The following is a 19,563-nucleotide window of genomic DNA, read 5'->3' as shown; positions in this document are numbered from 1 at the left end:
GTAATTGGTAATTGGTAATTGGTAATTGGTAATTGGTAATTGGTAATTGGTAATTGGTAATTGGTAATTGGTAATTGCTCGCTCGCGTACCTCACTTAATTGAGAATTGCTATAGTTCTTCTGCATTTTAATTAAATTTTTGGGGCGGGCAGGATGCCCGCCCCACAAGAGTTTCAACAAACAGGATTGTGAAAAAAAATGCAGGATATAGCACAATACGGTTCACTTAAAATTGTCCGAAAAGAGGCACGAAGCAAACAAGAGTGTCTCTGGTTCATATCGTTTGATTGACCGAATGGTCTTAAGTAAACCGTATTGGGCTATAGCACAATACGGTTTACTTAAGATTGTCCGAAAAGAGGCACGAAGCAAACAAGAGTATCTATTTTTCATAGGATTTTACCCCCAGTGCAGTCGATCGTGAACCGTATTGATACCAGCACCACCTAATGAACGAACGAGTGCAGCTATAGAATGGATATGGTTCCCCTATTATTTGAAACCTTGAGATTTTTCTTCAGGGTTGATAGTATTACTCTATAGAATCCGTCACTCTCTCCAAACTAATAGGCGACTTAATGATTTGATTCTCTAGCCAACTCACCGGGAAGAAAATTCCCGGCTTCTTGGTAGGAGTATTTAGTGTGTTGAATACCCTGTCCCAAAATCCGTGAATCCCATAGTTTCCCTGAAAATTAGTATGATGAAGATCGTGAAAATCTGAGGAAATGAAAAATATTGACAAAGAACTATGACCTTCTAAATTGTAAGCATTGCCTATAACAGTCCAGGCACAGAGTTGAGTGATGTCATATCCAAATATAAAGATAGGCAAAACGTCTGTGATGGTGACAATAATATATTCAAGAAGGCTCTTATGTCCAGCCACAAAACTTGAAGAATCGCGAAATTCATGATGTTTAAGATGGATTTTCTGCAAAGATTTTCTATGCAATAGCCAATGGGAAATGTAAAAACAGAAATCAGCAGCAACTATTCTCATCAAAAACCATCCCAAATTTAGGATTAAGCTATTTCCTCTCTGAACCTCGGGAGCTAAATAAATAATTATTAATGCTGCTATAAAAGCTTTGATTTATCCTGTAATTATACCTTTTACGGTAAATGAAGGAAATTGTTGCTTTTTTACTTTCTTAACTCTTGCAGTCAGTTTCTCCATCAAACTATCGTTGCTTTTGATTCCTTTCTCAATGAGAATGCCAATACAATAAAATGAGATAGAACCAACGATCCAGTACAACAGCACCTTTGTTATAAAGTTGGGTTCGATATCGTGCAACAGCCAATAAAATACCTGCTGAACAATCGTGCAACTAATAGCAATCTTTAGATAAAATTCTATCTCAAAACAGAAGTTTAAAATTTTTTGCATCTTTTTACTCTTTATTTTTCTTCATTAAAATCGGTGTTTTGATAGAAATTGGGACGGAACCAATTGCGGTAATATTTTAATGCTTCCGTCCCGTTAGCGATCCAACATCCTTCTAACATCATCTGATGTCCAGATTTGATTCGTGGTCGAACTTTCTTTCATTGGTGACTCGGTTCTGCTGCTAATTGCGATCGCCCGCCATGCAAAATCCCGGATTTTTGGTGACTGTAAAGCAGCCATCAAACCCCCAGGATTTAAAATTTTCCTCTTAAACGAGGCTATAATTGGCGATCGGTATTGACTAATCAGCAGTAGCCAATTCGGTACTGCCAGCGCCCCGCTTCCGCGTCAGGGTATTGAATAGCATTTGACCGACAGCTTTAATCAAATTGCCTTCTAACTCCATAAACATCTTCATGTTCATGCCAAAAGCTGCATTAGCTTCATCAACAATACGCTCTGCTGTAGCTTCGTCGATCGGCAATTCATTCATTGCTTGACGGTAGTTAGCTTTGAACTCTTTTTCATCAGGAATATCCTGGAATTCATAGAAAGCAGTGCCTTCTCCCTCGGTAAGATTCATGCCCCGCTGAGCAATTCCCTTCAGGATTTGTCCGCCGGATAAGTCACCTAGGTAGCGAGTGTAAGATTGAGCTACTAACAGTTCTGGTGCTGTCGCCGATATCTCGTGAATCCGCTGCACATAAGCTTTAGCTGCTGCTGACGGAGCTACTTGTTCCCGCCAATTGGCACCGTAGTAGTAAAATAAATCTTGCTCTAAGCTTTGTTTGCGATTCAACTCAGAAAAGTAAATTTTTGAAACAACCGGATGCTGCTTTTGGCGTTCCATTTCCTCTTCCATTGCCGAGTAGACAAAGTAGAGGTTTCCTACTAACTTCCGATAAGAAGTTTTTTCTACAACGCCTTTTAAAAAACACTTGACAAAACCGACATTTTCTGCCATTGTGTGGGACTTTTTGGTTCCCTCACGCAATTTGGTAGCTAAATTGATGCTCATACTATATTGTCCAACCTTCTATTTTTGTGCTAGTTGATGGATGCGCCAAAAATCTCAAATTTACCTAAGCATTTACCTTAAATCAATTTGATGAGAGATTGTATTAATTTTTATAACAAAAGTGGCAGTAGTCAGTGGGCAGTGGGCAGTGGGCAGTGGGCAGTTGGCAGCAGTCATCAGTATGTGGGCAGTGGGCAGTTGGCAGTTGGCAGCAGTCATCAGTCATTCAGTAGCCATCAGTCATCAGCCACTAACTAATGACTAATGACTAATGACTAATGACTAATGACTAATGACTAACTTAGATGTCCAAGTCGAGGAGGTTGAGTTTGGGGCCGTAGGTTTCGATGAATTCGCGACGGGGGGCGACTCGATCGCCCATTAAGATGGTAAAGATGCGATCGGCCTCGGCAGCGTCTTCAATCTCCACCCGTTTCAGCGTCCGAGTTTCCGGGTTCATCGTGGTATCCCACAACTGTGTCGGCATCATTTCGCCCAAACCTTTGAACCGCTGGATGGTGTAGTTAGCATTGGCGGGGAATTCATTACGGATCAGATTGTTCATTTCGCGATCGCTGTAACAGTAATAATGATTGCGTCCCCGTTCCACTTTATACAGAGGAGGACAAGCAATGTAGATGTAACCTTGTTCTACAAGGGCGCGCTGGTAGCGGTAGAAGAAAGTCAGCAACAGCGTGCGGATGTGGGCCCCATCTACGTCAGCGTCGGTGTTGTGGGCGCACAAACCGCCTGTACCGCAGACAAAGTTTTCATCATCTTCGACTGAGAAGTCATAAACATAGTCGCCTACTAAGTCAATCTCAGATGCTGAAATTACTTTCAAACCCATCAAATCATCGCTGATTGCTACGTAGTCCGATGATTTGCGATCGGGGCGTGCCAGATGAGCTTCCACGCGAGCGGCATTGGCGTGTCGCTGCCAAATTTGGCGACACAGTTCGAGTTGATCTTTGCTGCAAATCGCGATCGTATAATAAGGATGTCGCGTTTGAATTTCCGCACCTACAGCAGTAGATGGTTCGTGAACAGTTGGACTGGCAATAATTCCCAACTGTCCTAACAAATAAAGCAACCCATCTTTCAGCTTGGGAGAATTAGTTGTCAGCGATAAGTGACTGCCACCCGTTGTACCGTCACCGAGGAAATAACCTTCCAGAAAAGTCATTTGCAGTTCTTCAGACAAGCTGAACAACATATCTGGTAGTTGCTTCAAATGCGCTTGCTTGCCCAAACCCCAAGCCCGGATTAATCGCGCCGCTGCCACACTGTGGAAGTAGAGTTTAATGCCGTCACTGTCTGGATCGTTATATTGACGAGGTGTTTCGTTAAATACCGACTCAATGGCAGCAATAATTTCAGGAATAAACCGCCGATCTTTCTTGCCCAAGTTAAGGCTAACTTGATGTTGGCTGAGAGTTCCCTCAGCTACATACCAGCCGAGAAACCACATTAATTCTCGACTTACAGGTAGGTAGCGCGCAAAGGCTTTGTCACCGTGTGCTTGAGGTACAATTTGCACATCTTCACCCAGTTGTGCGATTTCGTCTGCTGTGAAGTAATCAAAGGGTTTGTAACAGCTAACCTCGCGCCAGTGTGCGTTTTTGCTCGTATCATCTTGAGCGAGGCGATCGTCAATTTTCGACGGTACCGTTTCGTATACAACATTATCGGTGCTGCCAATTGCCTCCAGATAGCTCAAGAAGTGAGATAAAATTGGGCGGCTGATGCCGCGTTCCCACTGACTAATTGTGATTGGCTGTTTCACTCCGACTGAAGCTGCAACTTGCTTTTGGGAAATCCCTGTTGCTTGGCGTTGGGCGATTAATTTTTGCCACGCTTCATCATCTATTTCTACTCGCGGTTCACTCCACTGATCGGGCTGGGAAACTTTTGCCAAGACGCGCTGACTTGCAACTTGCCGCACGTCTTCACCTTTGAGATAAAGTGCTTTGGTCAACTCAGCACTATAAAAAGTTTGCAGCAAATCTATCCGTGTGGGGGCAACTGCTGGGCGCGGTAAGCGCCGACTGGCGACTAGGAGATCCCCTGGCTTAACTTCGTTGCCTTTTTTGAGAATAACTTCGTTATTTTCAAAGACGAAAACGCTGTGAGAGGATGTCACTTTGATCGATCGATTGTAGCGAGTCGTTAGTTTATACATCGCTTCCTCATGTCCGTGACGAATCACGGCTTTCAGAGGGCGAAAACGAGTAGCATGGGTAGTTTGGTCGAAGGACATCACCTGATATTGGTCAGCAGCGCGGCGGCCTTCTACGCAGTCATCAATAAACCCGCCAATTGTGACGAATTCTGTGCGTCCTGTGTTGTCCATCACCAGTGTTGGTTCGTCGCCTGCTACGCTCATAATTACGATATGGTGATACCGCAATTGCCCCGGATCGAATTCTTCGCCTTTGATGCCCAAGCCCAGGGCTGTAATTAACGACTGAATTTCGTTATTTTTGTAGATTTTGGCGTCGTCGGTTTTCTCGATGTTGAGAATTTTACCCCGCAAAGGCAAGATTGCTTGGAATTGTCGATCGCGCCCTTGCTTGGCCGATCCGCCAGCCGAATCTCCCTCGACCAGGTATATCTCAGACAGGGCGGGGTCTCTGGAGCTACAGTCCGCTAATTTTCCGGGCAAAGGAGACGATTCTAGAACGGATTTTCGGCGCACTAAATCGCGGGCGCGGCGGGCAGCTTCAGCGGCCTTAAATGCCTGAATTGCTTTTTCCAAAATAGCGTCTGCTACTTGGGGGCGAAATTCCAAATATTCGGTCAATACTTCGCCTACCAAGGAATCGACAATTCCCCGAACTTCGGTATTGCCCAACTTAGTTTTAGTTTGGCCTTCAAATTCCGGATCGGGAACTTTGACCGAAATCACGGCAGTTAAGCCTTCGCGGACGTTTTCGCCGGCCAGGTTGGGCTCGTTTTCTTTGATTTTGTTGCGCTTGCGGGCGATCGAATTCATCGTCCGCGTCAAAACAGCCTTCAAACCTTCTAAGTGTGTACCGCCGTCGATCGTCCGAATGTTGTTCGCAAAACCCAGAACGTTGTCGCTAAAAGCATCGACGCACCACTGCAAAGACACTTCTACGTACACGTTGTTGCGTTCTCCTTGTACGTAGATCACCTCTTCGTGCAGGGGCTGCTTCTCGCGGTTCATGTAGGTGACATATTCCTTGATGCCACCCTCGTAACAATAGGTTTCGACGCGCGGTTCGCTACTTTTGAGCAGTTCCAAACGCCGATCGCCAAACGTAATTTTCGCACCCGCATTCAAATAAGCCAACTCTCGCAAACGTCCAGCAACTGTAGCGTAATCGAACTCAATCCCAGTGCTAAATATCTGAGTGTCTGGCAAGAAACTAACTGAAGTACCAGTGCGATTTCCTTTACAGGGCTTAGCGCCAAGTTCGCTGACTGGAAAGCCTCTTTCATAGCGCTGCAAATGTTCTTTTTGGTCGCGCCAAACCGTCACCTCTACCCACTCCGAAAGCGCGTTAACCACGGAAATACCTACACCGTGCAAACCCCCAGAAACCTTGTAACCGCCGCCGCCAAACTTGCCGCCGGCGTGCAGTACAGTCATTACTGTTTCTATTCCCGATTTGCCAGTTTTGGCAACGATGCCGGTGGGAATACCGCGGCCGTCATCTGTGACAGTGACTGAACCGTCGGCGTTGAAGTCAACCTCGATGTGAGTGCAGTGGCCAGCCAGCGCCTCATCGATGGAATTGTCCACAACCTCGTAAACTAGATGGTGGAGTCCTCGCGGGCCGGTGGTACCGATGTACATCCCCGGTCGTTTGCGGACTGCTTCGAGACCTTCGAGAACTTGAATCTGGTCGGCGCTGTAGCTGCTGGTCATACAAAAATAGCTCCAATAATGAGGCCTAAAGCCCCAAAAGCTTCTAAAATGGGAAAACTCCTAAAATTATAGCACAAAACCGTTAAAGGCGATGCTAGGGCTTTCTGAATGGAAATTTATTGGGGGGGCGGAGGGGAATAGTTTTGAGATTGCTTCGGTATTTCCCAGGCCCAGGGCGGTGAATGAGTGGATCCCGAGAAGGGAAAGCAGGGATGAAGAGAGTCTGGGAGAGGATTTGAGGGTTTTTATAGGGAAATGTGCGACAGCTTATGTTTAGTTTAATTACGATTTGCGGGGCGACGGCGACGGGGAAGTCGGGAGTGGCTTTGGCTTTAGCCGATCGCCTGAAATCTTCGATCCTCAGCGCAGACTCGCGTCAAGTGTACCGCGAATTTGACATCGGAACGGCCAAACCGACAAAGAGCGATCGCGCTGCTGTACCGCATCACTTAATTGACATCTGCGATCCGACCGAAACTCTAACACTTGCAGAGTATCAACAGCAAGCTCAAAAATTAATTGCTGGTGTCGATTTCCCCCTTTCTCCTCCGCTGTTGTTGGTGGGAGGGACAGGCTTGTATATCAAATCGATTGTCAAGGGTTTGAAAATTCCGAGGGTGGCGCCTGTACCAGAATTGCGATCGCAACTTGCAGAACTCGGCCAATCTCAATGTTATGCGATGTTGCAGCAGGTCGATCGCCCTGCCGCCGAGAAAATTCACCTCAACGATTCCTTCAGAACCTTACGGGCACTGGAAGTATTTTATGTCACCGGGCGCTCTATTTCCGAGCAACAGGGCGAAAATCCTCCCAATTATCCTATTTTACAGATTGGGTTGGACTGCGAGATGGATGTTTTGGGCGATCGGATCGAACAGCGCACCGAACAAATGCTAGAACGAGGTTGGCTTGCTGAAGTAGAATATTTGTCTAAAAAATACGGCTGCAACTTACCGTTGTTGAACACCCTGGGATATCAGGAAATCAAACAATATTTAGCTGGCGACATTACGCTTGAGGAAGCTAAGAATTTGACTGTTTTGCACACGCGGCAATTTGCGAAGAGACAGCGAACTTGGTTTCGAGCATATCCTGAAATTGAATGGTTTGATGTTAGCGCACCAGATTTGCTCGAACAAGTTTGGCAAAGAATACAAAAGTTTACGATCGTAGGTTCGTAGTGAGGACTTTAGTCCGCCAAAAAGAAAGGACTGAAGTCCGAACGATCGAACCAATTAAATCTGTTGACATGGCACTTATCCTTGAAAAATAAAAGTCAAAGGAACGACTTCTTCCTGATTGACCAAATAGTCGTATAATCTGCCATCGATCGCGTTTTTCTGGCGCGTAAATGTGCTGGCTAATATGTTTCGATGCTACCTAATAAATTATCTAAAAACTTAAAAGTCTATGACTCTCTAACTCAGTAGTTAGCTAAATGAACTATGTTTTACAGGAGTCGTTTTTTTAGCTAGCTTCGTGAAACTGGCGATCGCTTCGCCGCCGAACTGAAACAAGAGCGATCGCCTGTATATTCATGAGCTTAGTAAGCAGGTTTAACCATCCTACTAACCCCTCTCAGTCTTGCTAAAAACTATTCAGGATCAAAATAACTTGGTGCTACATCTAAGTAAAGAGAATTGGCAATTTCCAAGTAGTCTTTTGCAAGTTTAGGAGTAATGAAGTGTATCGCATTTAAAGACTCCGTTTTTGATGATATAGAGCGGAAATTTTTTAATACGTCAAACACGGGCCAAGGTCTTGCTGCTATTTGCAACAATTTAAAAAATAAAGTTATATTTTTGGCGTCAACAAACTTTAAGATATGCCCTGTTTCCGCTCTGACGGCAAACTTTGCTTGAGTATTACCTAAGCTTATTCCCTGTAAAGTCACATCTCCTTCTGCCGATAGTTCGATTTTAGATTGGGATGAATTAGAAATCATAATGGTTGCATTCGGAGTGTGAATTAGTTGGGTAATGACTACCCATCCTGATTTCCAATTGCCGTCTTGGTAGACTTGGGAAATGTCTTTTTCGAGTTTAACTAAGTCTTCAATGAATAGCTCGTAACTCTCTGCTGCTTCAATTATGAAAGCCCCCTCTTTGCTGAATTCAATTCCTATTCCTACTTGACCTTCTGGGATATTAGGCAGGTTTGGATTCAAATGACCAGCAGCTTTAATTATTCTAGACACCCCTGATTCGGAAACATACTCAATTTTAGTCGAATCCTGGTCTGGGGATTCTCTAAATGAAATCCCCAAGTTTTCGAGGGATGTTACTTTATTAAAAAGATTTCCAGTTAAAAAACCTACATCTCCTAGCTGAAATCTCGTACTTGGTAGCCAAGCAGCATAATAGTTGTTAAGCTGCTTTTTTATTCCGTTGACATAAACTTCCTGTGGTGTTGCCATGTTTTTTACCTTTATGATGGGGAAAATTGATTTTCTTTAGGTGCGAGCGCGCTTTACGATCCCAACTGATAAACTATCTGTCTATTGACATTTAATCTGAGAAAAAATTCCCTGAGACTTGTGAATTTCTTGCCACCATCCTTCAGTACCTCCTTTTTTCAACTGATACTGCACTTGATTTGAATATTGGTCTGGAACGACTCTCCACCTTGTTGCTTTTTGATAACCCTCTTCTCGACAGTAAGCATTGGCAATTATCCACCTTGCTTCCTGACTGCAATCGCTGGGCATACACCAGTCAATAGTCCAAAATCGGTTGCCAATATAGTGTCTTGGATTATTAAATGTTTCATCGGCTTTAGCTGGTTGAACTTGTATCATATTTGCAGTATTCAAAGTTAATAAAGCTGTCAAACAAGCTAATTTACAAGTCTTTAATTTCATTCTTAGGACTCCTTTAATAAGATTAATTCAGTAATAACCCGGATGCGGCAGCTACGTCTGTGAGAAATAGTTATAAATAGTTATAACGTGGAAGCAAAATATGCTATCTCTTTAAGTATAATTGCTCACTTGGGGACTGTCAGCACCGCTCTTGCGCTAACAAACCGGAGAATTTTAGATAAATGACGATCGACGAAGCACTTCTTTTCCTAGACTCACTTCTCACACAAGAGCATCTCAACGATGTTCACATACTGGTATTGCGGCAGACTTGGGAAGGACGCTCTTATCCAGAGATTGCCAAAAACGCTGGTTATGATGCCGAATATATTAAGTTCGTTGGCTTTCAGTTATGGCAAATCCTCAGTCGGGTATTCGGAGAAAAAGTCACTAAGAGCAATGTTCAGTCAGTTATGCGACGGCAAGCGCAACAGGCACAAGTAACCGTCACACTACCAAATAGCCAAATTAGTCACAATATCGACGCACAAGTCGATCGCAGTGGTACGATCGCCGATCGAGTCGCAACTGACGTAACAAAAATCAACAAATCCCTTGATTGGGGAGAAGCAATTGATGTTTCCATTTTCTACGGACGCGCAGAGGAATTAGCTTTATTAGAAAAGTGGCTGATCGTCGATCGCTGTCGCCTAGTGACACTGTTGGGGATGGGTGGAATTGGCAAAACCTCTCTCTCTATCAAGGTAGCAGAACGCATCCAAGAACAATTTGATTGCATTGTCTGGCGCAGTCTTCGCAATGCTCCCTCGATCCTCGATTTGTTGGCAGAACTAATTAAATTTATCTCGAAACAGCAGGAAACAAATTTACCGGCAACTGTCGATGCTAGAATCTCGCGACTGATGCACTATCTGCAAAAGCATCGGTGTTTATTGATACTGGATAATGTTGAGTCAATTTTACAGGAAGGGGAACGCACGGGTCGTTATCGAAATGGATATGAAGGATACGGTCAACTTCTGCGATGCGTAGCCGAAATAAATAATAAAAGTACCTTGCTACTAACCAGTCGAGAAAAACCTATTGATTTAGGCGCTAAAGAAGGCAAAAAATTCCCCGTTCGTTCATTACAACTGACAGGTTTGACAACCCCCGAAGCACGGGAATTTTTCCAAGGCATCGGGGTTTTTCAAGGGTCAGACTCCGAATGGGATATTTTGGTATCCCACTATGCTAGAAATCCCTTAGCTTTAAAAATGGTTGCTCCCGCCATCCGCGAATTGTTTGAGAGTAGCCTGACTAATTTTTTAGAATTTTTAAATCAAGGAGCATTTATTTTTGATGATATTCGGAACTTACTAGACAGACAATTTAATCGTTTATCAAGTTTAGAAGAAAATCTTATGTACTGGCTAGCTATCAATCGGGAGCCTGTCTCGTTGGCAGAATTACAACAAGATTTAGTGGCAAAATTCACTGTCAAAGCATTACTTGAGGTTTTAGGTTCTCTGGTTAGACGTTCTCTGATCGAAAAAACCTCAGACGGCTACACTCAACAACCCGTTGTTATGGAATATATGACGGAACGATTAATCGAGAAAGTCTGCAATGAGATAACAAACAGCGAAATTGACCTGATCGGCAGCCATGCTTTTCTCAAAGCGACAGCTAAAGAATACATCAGAGATACGCAAGCTCGTCTTATCCTCAAACCTATTGCTGAACAACTGCTTTTTACTTTTGAAGCCCAGCAACTTATAGAAAATCAACTCAAGCCAATTATCTCATCGCTGCGCGGTAAACCACAACGAGAAACTGGATATGTTGCGGGTAATATTATTAATCTATTGCGTGAAATGCAGACTGATTTAAGCGGTTGGGATTTTTCTCGTTTGACGGTTTGGCAAGCTTATTTACCCGATGCCTATTTGCATGGGGTAAACTTTGAGGGTGCTAATCTAGCTAATTCTGTTTTTGCTGAAGTTCTGGGAAGTGGTTTGTCGATCGCTTTTAGCCCGGATGGAAAACTTTTGGCAATGGGCGATACAAATGGTGAGGTTCATTTGTGGCAAATGCCAGAAGCTAGACTGCTGAGAACTAGCAAAGAATACGGCAGCATTGTGTTATCCGCTGTTTTTAGTCCGGATGGGAAAACCTTTGCTACGGGCGGTAGTAACGGTACGATTAATTGCTGGGATGTTAGCAGTTGGTCGATTCGTCAAATATTGCAGGGAAATACTAGGACTGTGCTGGGAGTTGCTTTCAGTGCTGATGGCAAGGTTCTTGCTAGTAGCATTGATGATGGGACTGTGCGTTTTTGGGATTGGAGTAATGGACGATGTTTGCTAACGTTGCTAGCACATCAAGGTCAGGCGTGGTCGATCGCATTCAGTCCAGACGGTAAGATTTTAGCTAGTGCCGGTGATGACGGAAGGCTCAAACTGTGGGATGTCAGTACGGGACAATGCCTGAAAACGTTTCAGGGTGACAGTCAGATTCGATCGCTTGCTTTCAGTCGGGATGGTAGAACGGTAGCCTGTGGGGGTGATGATTCTTTGATACGCCTCTGGGATATTAGCACGGGTGAAGTCCTGAGTATTTGCTCTGGACACTCACAGATAGTGCTGTCTGTTGCCTTTAGTCCTGATGGTCAGACCTTAGCAAGTTGCAGCCAAGACCGCAGCGTGAGGTTATGGGAGGTGGCATCGGGTCAGTGCCTAAAAACACTGCAAGCACACACCAGTCGAGTTTCATCTGTCGCGTTTCGTCCAGATGGCAAAATTTTAGCTAGCACTGGTGAAGACTGTACGGTGAGACTGTGGGATGTTAAAACAGGTCATTGTCTGAAAACAGTATTGGGGCAAAGCAATCCCGTAAATTCGGTAGTTTTTTCGCCCGACGGTCAAACTTTAGCTAGTAGCGATCGCGCCGTGAGATTATGGAATATCAAAACCGGGAAGTGTTTTAAAAGCATACAGGATCGACATACTAATCGATTGAAATCGATTGCCTTCAGTCCGAATGGGGACTTGTTGGCGAGTGGATTCTCTGACACGAGTGTCAGGTTATGGGATACTATGACTGGAGAATGCCTAAAAAGTTTAGAGGGTCATTCTGCTTGGGTTTGGGGAGCCGCCATCAGTCCCGACGGTAAGATATTGGCAAGTTTCAGTGAGGACCAGACGATCGAACTATGGGATATTAGCACAGGGCAATGTCTTTATACTTGTACCGAGCATCAGAGTTGGGTGATGGGAGTTACTTTTAGTCCTTCAGGTGATATCCTGGCTTCTGCGAGTACCGATAATACGGTGAAGTTATGGGATGTCAGTACAGGGAAAGTCTTAAGAACTTTGATGGGAAATAGCGGTTGGGTTTGGTCTGTTGCCTTTAGCCCTGACGGTAATATCTTGGCAAGCAGCAATAGTGACGGTAATATCAATTTTTGGGATATCAATACCGGAGAATGTCTGACCAACATCGAGGGACATGATGGTATTGTGTCATCGGTAATCTTCAGTCCTGATGGTACACTCTTGGCGAGTGGCGGTCACGATCGAACAGTCAGGTTGTGGGATGTCAGCTTGGGTGAGTGTTTGAATGTTCTCCGGGGGCACGATAATTGGGTTTGGTCTGTTGCTTTCAGTCCTGATGGTCATACTATTGCCAGTGCTAGCCAAGATGAGACAATTAAGCTTTGGGATGTCAGCACGGGCGATCGGCTAAAAACGCTGCCAGTCCCCAAACCTTACGAGGGCATGAACATTGGAGGTATGATGGGTTTAACTAATGCTCAGACAGCAACGCTGAAAGCACTAGGGGCAGTCTAGTTGGAAGTAGAAACAGTTCGGGATATATCTACAATTCAAGACAATTCTTTTGACCTTTAAACTCTTATGAGACTTCTGCTAAGTACAGCATTTCATACAGCAGATAGCAGGTAAATGAAGCACAATAATTTCAGTGGACCAACGGGAAACATGAAAGCTGACTCCATCGATTTTAGATAAAAAATAGTCACAGCTTACTCACTGTTACTACAATACTAAGCTCCGGGTGCGTCAGCGGGTGCAAATTCTTGAGTAAGCAGTCAAAACATTCAGCCCGCTGACGCACCCTACAATAACTGAGAATGCAGGAGTTTATTGTCAAAGGTTCGTAGTGAGGACGCCAGGACGCAGAAAAGAAAGGACTGAAGTCCTCACTACCAACCTACAATTTTTCAACTAAAGAAACTATCCGAGCATAATCAAAATCATTTGCCAAGAAAGCTAAAGCCTCAGCCACAGATCGATCGATCTCGCGAATTTGCTCTATGCAACTGTCAATTTGAGTCATGTCACAAAGGGTGGAAGCGGCCAATAAATCAGCCAACAATTCAGCAGGCAAATCAGCTAAAGCTGACGGACTCAAAGCAGCTTGGATATCGACTTTAGTCAAAACATTGTTGCTAACAGGTTCGTCATAGATAAAATTAACCCCAATATGTTTGTGAAGGGCATCAAAAATGTCTGATTCCCGGAACGGTTTGCGGATAAAGTCATCGCATCCGGCTGAAGAAACAACCGCTCTTTCTTCTTCTAAAACACTAGCAGTTACAGCAATAATTGCAGTAGCTTGACCTTTAACAGTACCTTTAATTTGTTTAGTGGCTTCGTACCCGTCCATGACTGGCATTCTCATATCCATCAAAATTAAATGCGGTTCCCAATCGTTCCAAATCTCAACAGCTTCTTGACCGTTACTGGCTTCTTTGATCTCAAAACCGAGCGGAGAAAGCAGTTTGATCAGCAGCAAATTATTGCTAGGTTTGTCATCTACAATCAAAATTCGATACTTAGGTTGATTCGGTGCCAGGCAAATCACTTGTACGGCAGTCTTTTTGCCTTCTATTTCGCGGGCTTCAATGACACTAATTAGAGTGTCGAATGCAAAAATTGTACCAAATCCAACTGCTGAGCTAACAGTCATTGTTCCGCCCATTAACTCTACAAAATTGCGGCTGATTGGCAGTCCCAAACCTGTTCCTTCTTGCGAGTTTTTTCCTGTTTTAGTTTGCACAAAAGCTTCAAAAAGCAGCTCTAATTCATCGGTGGCGATACCGGGGCCAGTGTCGGAAATTTCAAAAATTAGGAAGCACGAAGATGCAGAATCTAAATCATGAGGATTTTCTAGCTGGCTGATTTGTGATTTTTCAATACTGTGATTGGCGGGAATATTTAAATTTGTCGAATTGTCCGCAACATTAACAATTTTAGCTTGCTTTAGCCTGCGTGCTTCTGGTTTGAGATTAACTTTTACTGAAACTCCTCCTGCTTGAGTAAATTTGAGAGCGTTGTTAAGCAAATTTATTAAAACTTGTCGCAATTTGACTTCATCTGTGCGCACGTATCTGGGAACATCGGGGCTGTATTCTACTACTAATTGCAGTTTTTTGTCGTCAGCTTTGATATGGAACATATCTTCTATATCGTCCATAAACTGATAAAAGTCAAAGTTTTTATAGTTGAGGTCGGTTCCACCGGCTTCAATTTTTGACAAATCTAAGACTTGGTTAATTAAAGTTAGCAAATGGTCGCCGCTGCGGGTGATAATGGCGACATTCTCTTGATGTTCTTTGGGCAGATTTTGGCTGCGGAGCATGATTTGAGAAAAACCGAGGATGGCGTTGAGGGGAGAGCGCAATTCGTGACTCATGTTGGCTAAAAAGCTGCTCTTAGCTTCGTTGGCTACTTCGGCTTTTTTCTTGGCAAGAGCAAGCTCGGATGTGCGCTCTTCTACTTTTGTTTCTAAGGTGCGGTTGGACTCTGCTAAATTGGTATAAAGTCGGGCATTTTCAATGGAGATGGCTGCTGAGGCAGATAACACTTTTAGCAGTTCTAATCTGTCGGAAGTAAATGCTCCTGCGATCAGGTTGTTTTCTAAGTAAATTATGCCGATCATTTGACCTTGATTCAGCAGGGGCGCGCACAAGATTGATTTGCTTTGATGCTGTTTAATATAGGGGTCGCTGTTAAAGTTTTTGCTAGCAAAGGCCTTGTTTAAAACTACTGTTTCTCCGGTCCGAGCGACATAATTAACAATCGATACTGGTAGGTTATTATCTATAGGGATTGACTGCAATACCGCAATGTTGTCGGAATCGATCGCACCCGCAGCTTCGATCCGCAATTCGGAATTGTTGTCAAATTCTGAGTGGTAATGCAAAATTAAATAGCCTAGTTGTGCTCCGGCATTTTCGATCAGTATTTTCATCAAAGCAGCCAGCAACTTATCCAGGATAATTTCGCCAGAAATAGCTTGGCTGGCTTTCACTACCGCAGCTAAATCTAAAGCTGAACTTCCTAAACCAGGGCTGTTTAATTGGCTGGCTATAGTTACCGTGCTATCCTCAGAAAATTGAGTTTCTGAGGGGAGTTTTATTGATAATTCGGGGTGGGTTGCTTCTAACTTTTCAAGTTTGCGTTGGGCGCCCCAGATTAGATAGTTGTAGTGCGCTTTTTTTAGGTAAATTTTGGCAAATTCTGCTTTACCTTTGCTCAGCCAGAAATTTCCTGCTAATTCTGCGGCTAAGGCTTCGTTTTGGATAAACTCGCCGTCTCTGGCTGAAGCAATGGATCGATCGTACAAATCGATCGCCTCCATCTCCTTACCCGCCATCCGCGCCATCTCGGCAGCTACCAATAAGTATTTATGCTCAAAGTTTTCGGGACAGCGATCGGCCCAGATTTTCATCTGTTTTTGATTGGATTTCAGCTTTCTCAGGTATTTTGGGCGATCGCACTTAGAAGCTTGCGGGTAAAGCGCAGTTAAAGTTAGCGAGTAATAAAAATTATGTTCAGCTACAATAATTGTGCCGATCGCCAAATCCAATTTTTTCTCAGCTTCCACAGCATAACTGAGAGCTGCTGCATACTTCCCGTACAAATACAAAACCTGACCTTTCAAAATTTGATAGCCGCAAATCGCCAAAAAACTGCCGCGATTGTAACACTGCTCTAAATATTGCCCTTCACTAATTTCGCCATTACCAAAAACCTCACAATCCGAAGTTTCTCCCAGTAAATTAAACAGTGCTAGCTGACAGCCCAGTAAATAATCGGTAGCAATTTGATTGTATGTTTTAAAGTTAAATAACAGAAAATTCCATACTTCCACACGCAGAGATACAAGATTTTTGCCCTGGGCGATAGAATACATCATTTTGTAAAGCTGAATGTAACCTGCAAATTGCAATTCTCCGGATTCTAGGCCAGCTTGATAGCCGTTATTGCTAATCGAATCCGACAGTTTCAGAGGCTGTATCCAGTGATTTAAATGAGCGACAAGCATTTCTGATGCCTTGCATTTTTGCGTCAAATCGTGAAAGCGATCGCTCAAATTGAGAGCTAACATTCCAAACTCGTATCCCGCTCGACAATCCGCCATCGCAGCCGACAAAACCAAGCCGTAGCAAGCATAGCTGTAAGATGATTCCGGCACCGGGCCGTATTTTAGAGAAAGATTAGCAGATTTTGTAACAACTATTTGGTAAAGTGTCGGATTAGAAAACAAACTCGCGGGAATAATTTTATCCAGAAGTTTCATCGCGGTTCTTTTTTCAGGAATCGTCATTTCCGGCACGTGCAGCAAAGCAGCAATTGGGCGATCGCCCAATTGCGCTTTTGCTTCAGCTAGTTCGGCTTTACGCGCTTGCAGCAGCTTTTTTTGAGGCAACTCAACCCCCAACAAATGCAAGCCCTGGCGCCCAAATTCAATGGCTTGTTCGTATTCGCCCAACATGGTATGCAGCGTAATTAGGCGATCGAACAATTCCGCTTTTTCCACAGCCGATTGCGACTGCGGCAGTGCCAAATTAATCAAAAATTGCGATCGCTCGAAATTGCCGAGCAGATAATTCAATTCCGCAGCTTCCAGATACAACTGTCTCGTCAAACTGTATTGAGTTTCCCAGCTATCCGCCGCCAAAAGTTCGATCCCAAAGCTCAAATACTTGACAGCAGCCGCGTAAGCTGTAGCCGCTTTGGCTTTTTTGCCCGCTAAAAGATTGAGTTTCGCGATTTTATCTCTTTCTGTGCGATCGATCCTGATTGTCAAATCCCCTGCTATCGCCCCTTCAATCGCCCCTGCCGCCAGATTGAGCTGATCGACAATTTCAAAGAGATCCTCCGACAACTCCCCACCGTCAGTATTATCCAATAACAAGCGACCGATTTGCAAATGAACCGCTTTTTTCTGCCCTTCATCAATCAAAGCATAAGCAGCTTGTTGGACGCGATCGTGCAAAAACTTGTACTCTTCAAACAACAGTTCAATATCCAAATCCGACACCGGAAAAATCAAACCAGCTTCCAGTGCCGGATTCAAATCCGAGAAAACCGAATCCGGCGATTTAGCACAAATTTTTGACAAAGTAGTTAAGTCAAAAGATGCCCCCGCACAAGCGGCCAAACGCAAAATATCTTGCGTTGCTTCCGGCAATTTTCTCAACTTATTTACCATCAAATCCACCACATTGTCAGTGATATCGGTTGCTTCTATTTGAGCAATATCCCAATTCCAAAATCTTCCATGACCTCTATTTTCTCCGCTGTCTGGTTTCCAATTCGTTACCTCAGAAGACTCAGCAAACTGAAAATTTATCATGTTTTCTGAATACAGAGTTTTGAGAAACTGATTTACAAAAAAAGGATTGCCGCTAGTTTTACGCAACACCAATTCAGCCAAAGATTGCACCGAGCGAGCATCACTGTGCAAAGTATCAACAATCAGGTTGCTAATATCTTCCAGTTCCAAATTGTCCAAATGGATAAAATTAATGATTGAGCCTTCTTTTTGCAGCTCGTCCACAGTAATCATTAAAGGATGATCCGGACTGACTTCATTGTTTCGATAGGCTCCAATCATCAATAAATATTGCGTGTCATTATCAGCCACCATCAATCTAATTAAATTGAGAGTTGCCGCATCTACCCACTGCAAATCGTCAAGAAAAATAACCAGGGGATGTTCCGGGGAACAAAACACGCGAATGAATTTTTCAAATACAAAATAGAAACGAATTTGCGCTTCATTTGGTCTCAACTCTGCTACCTGCGGCTGTTTCCCGACAATCAATTCTACTTCGGGAATTACATCAATAATTACTTGACCGTTTGCACCTAATGCAATTAAAAGTTTAGTGCGCCACTCATCGAGTTTTGCAGAACTTTCGGTTAGCAGTTGTCGCACCAATCCCGAGAAAGCGCTAATAATCCCTGAATAGGGAATATCGCGCTGAAATTGGTCAAATTTGCCTGAAATAAAATAGCCGCGTTTTTCAGTAATTGGTTTGTAAATTTCTTGTACCAGCGATGATTTACCGATGCCGGAATAACCCGCAACTAGCATCATTTCGCTTCCAGAAAAATTGTGTTCTGGGTTCGCGACTCGCTCGAATGCTGCGAGCAAAGCCTGCACTTGCGCCGCCCGCCCGTACAGTTTTTGAGGGATTTGAAATCGCTCGGAAATATCTTCTTCAGCTAAAAGAAACTTTAAAATAGTTCCTGTTGTTTGCAATTGACGGAGACATTCATCTAAGTCGGCTTGAATTCCCCAAGCACTTTGATAGCGGTTTTCGGCATTTTTTTGTAACAGTTTCATAATTATTGCTGAAACTGCGAGAGGAATTTCCGGCTTGATTTTGTCGATTGGTAATGGCTGTTTGGCAATGTGAGAGTGTACCAATTCCATTGCATCTTTGGTGTCAAAAGGCAACTGATTGGTTAGTAGTTCGTAAAAAGTAATGCCGAGGGAATAAAAATCTGTACGGTAATCTAGAGAACGGTTCATTCTCCCGGTTTGTTCCGGTGAAATGTAGGCTAAAGTTCCTTCTAAAATATTGGGATTTTTTAGGGTGGGAGTTTCGCGGGTTAACAGGGTGGAAATTCCGAAGTCGATAATTTGGATTTTCCCGGTTTTTTGGTTGAGAATAATGTTGCCGGGGTTGATGTCTTTGTGGATGATGTTGGCTGCGTGAATTTGTCCTAATATTGCGGCGGTTTGAATGGCGATGTTGAGAAATTTAGACAGGCTAAAGCTTTGCTTATCCTGCATTTGTTTCAATGAGGAACCGCCAAAATCTTCTAAGATGAGAACCAGTGTATTGCGATATTTTTGTAAATCGCAGGCTTTGATTACTCCTGGCAGGTTGAGGGTTTGCAGGATTTTGTATTCCTGTCGGTAGCGCACTATTTGGCCGGGAGTTGGATAGTCTTCGTTGAGCAGTTTGAGAATGATTGGCTGTCGATCGTGTTCTCTGATAGCTCGATAAACTGTTGAATTAGAATTTTCGGAGATTTTATTTAATGTTTGAATGCCGGGAATTGCAAGCATTGCATATTTTTCCTTTTTCTTTACCGTGAATTAACACCGATCGAGGCTGATGCACTATGGGG

The 19,563-nt window shown here is 43.7% G+C and carries 10 protein-coding genes; 4 read left to right on the top strand and 6 right to left on the bottom strand.

All coding sequences use genetic code 11. The features are described 5' to 3' along the window. Window positions 1-532 precede the first annotated feature (532 nt). Complete coding sequence (locus QUB64_RS24110) at window positions 533-1,003, bottom strand: sterol desaturase family protein (RefSeq protein ID WP_333278016.1); 471 nt, start codon at window positions 1,001-1,003, stop codon at window positions 533-535. Window positions 1,004-1,535: 532 nt separating this feature from the next. On the opposite strand from QUB64_RS24110, the gene QUB64_RS24105 reads away from it, so the two are divergent. Continuing rightward, window positions 1,536-1,694, top strand: a complete 159-nt coding sequence (locus QUB64_RS24105) for a hypothetical protein (RefSeq protein WP_333277978.1) — start codon at window positions 1,536-1,538, stop codon at window positions 1,692-1,694. On the opposite strand, the gene QUB64_RS24100 is transcribed toward QUB64_RS24105, so the two are convergent. After that, complete coding sequence (locus QUB64_RS24100) at window positions 1,695-2,411, bottom strand: biliverdin-producing heme oxygenase (RefSeq protein WP_333277980.1); 717 nt, start codon at window positions 2,409-2,411, stop codon at window positions 1,695-1,697. Window positions 2,412-2,532: 121 nt separating this feature from the next. Between QUB64_RS24100 and QUB64_RS24095 the strand changes: the two genes are divergently transcribed. Next, window positions 2,533-2,676 carry a hypothetical protein gene (locus QUB64_RS24095; protein WP_333277982.1) on the top strand — a complete coding sequence of 48 codons (144 nt, stop codon included), beginning with the start codon at window positions 2,533-2,535 and terminating at the stop codon, window positions 2,674-2,676. A 36-nt stretch (window positions 2,677-2,712) separates the two neighbouring features. On the opposite strand, the gene QUB64_RS24090 is transcribed toward QUB64_RS24095, so the two are convergent. Continuing rightward, entirely contained in the window at window positions 2,713-6,306 is a 3,594-nt protein-coding gene (locus QUB64_RS24090; protein WP_333277984.1) for a DNA gyrase subunit B, read from the bottom strand. A gap of 269 nt (window positions 6,307-6,575) precedes the next feature. On the opposite strand from QUB64_RS24090, the gene miaA reads away from it, so the two are divergent. Beyond that, a complete protein-coding gene (gene miaA / locus QUB64_RS24085; protein WP_333277986.1) occupies window positions 6,576-7,487 on the top strand; it encodes a tRNA (adenosine(37)-N6)-dimethylallyltransferase MiaA in 912 nt (303 codons plus the stop codon). Between the two features lie 413 nt (window positions 7,488-7,900). Here the strand turns inward: miaA and QUB64_RS24080 are convergent, their stop codons facing one another. Together QUB64_RS24080 and QUB64_RS24075 are read right to left on the bottom strand one after the other, a co-directional pair. After that, window positions 7,901-8,722 carry a hypothetical protein gene (locus QUB64_RS24080; RefSeq protein ID WP_333277988.1) on the bottom strand — a complete coding sequence of 274 codons (822 nt, stop codon included), beginning with the start codon at window positions 8,720-8,722 and terminating at the stop codon, window positions 7,901-7,903. 81 nt (window positions 8,723-8,803) lie between these two features. Then, window positions 8,804-9,166, bottom strand: a complete 363-nt coding sequence (locus QUB64_RS24075; protein ID WP_333277990.1) for a hypothetical protein — start codon at window positions 9,164-9,166, stop codon at window positions 8,804-8,806. Between the two features lie 182 nt (window positions 9,167-9,348). On the opposite strand from QUB64_RS24075, the gene QUB64_RS24070 reads away from it, so the two are divergent. Next, a complete protein-coding gene (locus tag QUB64_RS24070) occupies window positions 9,349-12,957 on the top strand; it encodes an NB-ARC domain-containing protein (RefSeq protein WP_333277992.1) in 3,609 nt (1,202 codons plus the stop codon). 382 nt (window positions 12,958-13,339) lie between these two features. Here QUB64_RS24070 and QUB64_RS24065 read toward each other — a convergent pair whose 3' ends face one another. Then, on the bottom strand, window positions 13,340-19,501 hold the full coding sequence (locus tag QUB64_RS24065; protein ID WP_333277994.1) for an AAA family ATPase: 6,162 nt from the start codon (window positions 19,499-19,501) through the stop codon (window positions 13,340-13,342). Window positions 19,502-19,563: the final 62 nt, after the last annotated feature.

This window comes from Microcoleus sp. Aus8_D2 (genome assembly GCF_036702665.1).
Lineage (GTDB): Bacteria > Cyanobacteriota > Cyanobacteriia > Cyanobacteriales > Microcoleaceae > Microcoleus.
This window is presented reverse-complemented; position numbering and strand designations above follow the sequence as displayed.

Coding starts and splice junctions, on each gene's coding strand:
- QUB64_RS24110 (WP_333278016.1), bottom strand. CDS start 1,003: ATGAGAATAGTTGCTGCTGATTTCTGTTTTTACATTTCCCATTGGCTA.
- QUB64_RS24100 (WP_333277980.1), bottom strand. CDS start 2,411: ATGAGCATCAATTTAGCTACCAAATTGCGTGAGGGAACCAAAAAGTCC.
- QUB64_RS24090 (WP_333277984.1), bottom strand. CDS start 6,306: ATGACCAGCAGCTACAGCGCCGACCAGATTCAAGTTCTCGAAGGTCTC.
- miaA (WP_333277986.1), top strand. CDS start 6,576: ATGTTTAGTTTAATTACGATTTGCGGGGCGACGGCGACGGGGAAGTCG.
- QUB64_RS24080 (WP_333277988.1), bottom strand. CDS start 8,722: ATGGCAACACCACAGGAAGTTTATGTCAACGGAATAAAAAAGCAGCTT.
- QUB64_RS24075 (WP_333277990.1), bottom strand. CDS start 9,166: ATGAAATTAAAGACTTGTAAATTAGCTTGTTTGACAGCTTTATTAACT.
- QUB64_RS24070 (WP_333277992.1), top strand. CDS start 9,349: ATGACGATCGACGAAGCACTTCTTTTCCTAGACTCACTTCTCACACAA.
- QUB64_RS24065 (WP_333277994.1), bottom strand. CDS start 19,501: ATGCTTGCAATTCCCGGCATTCAAACATTAAATAAAATCTCCGAAAAT.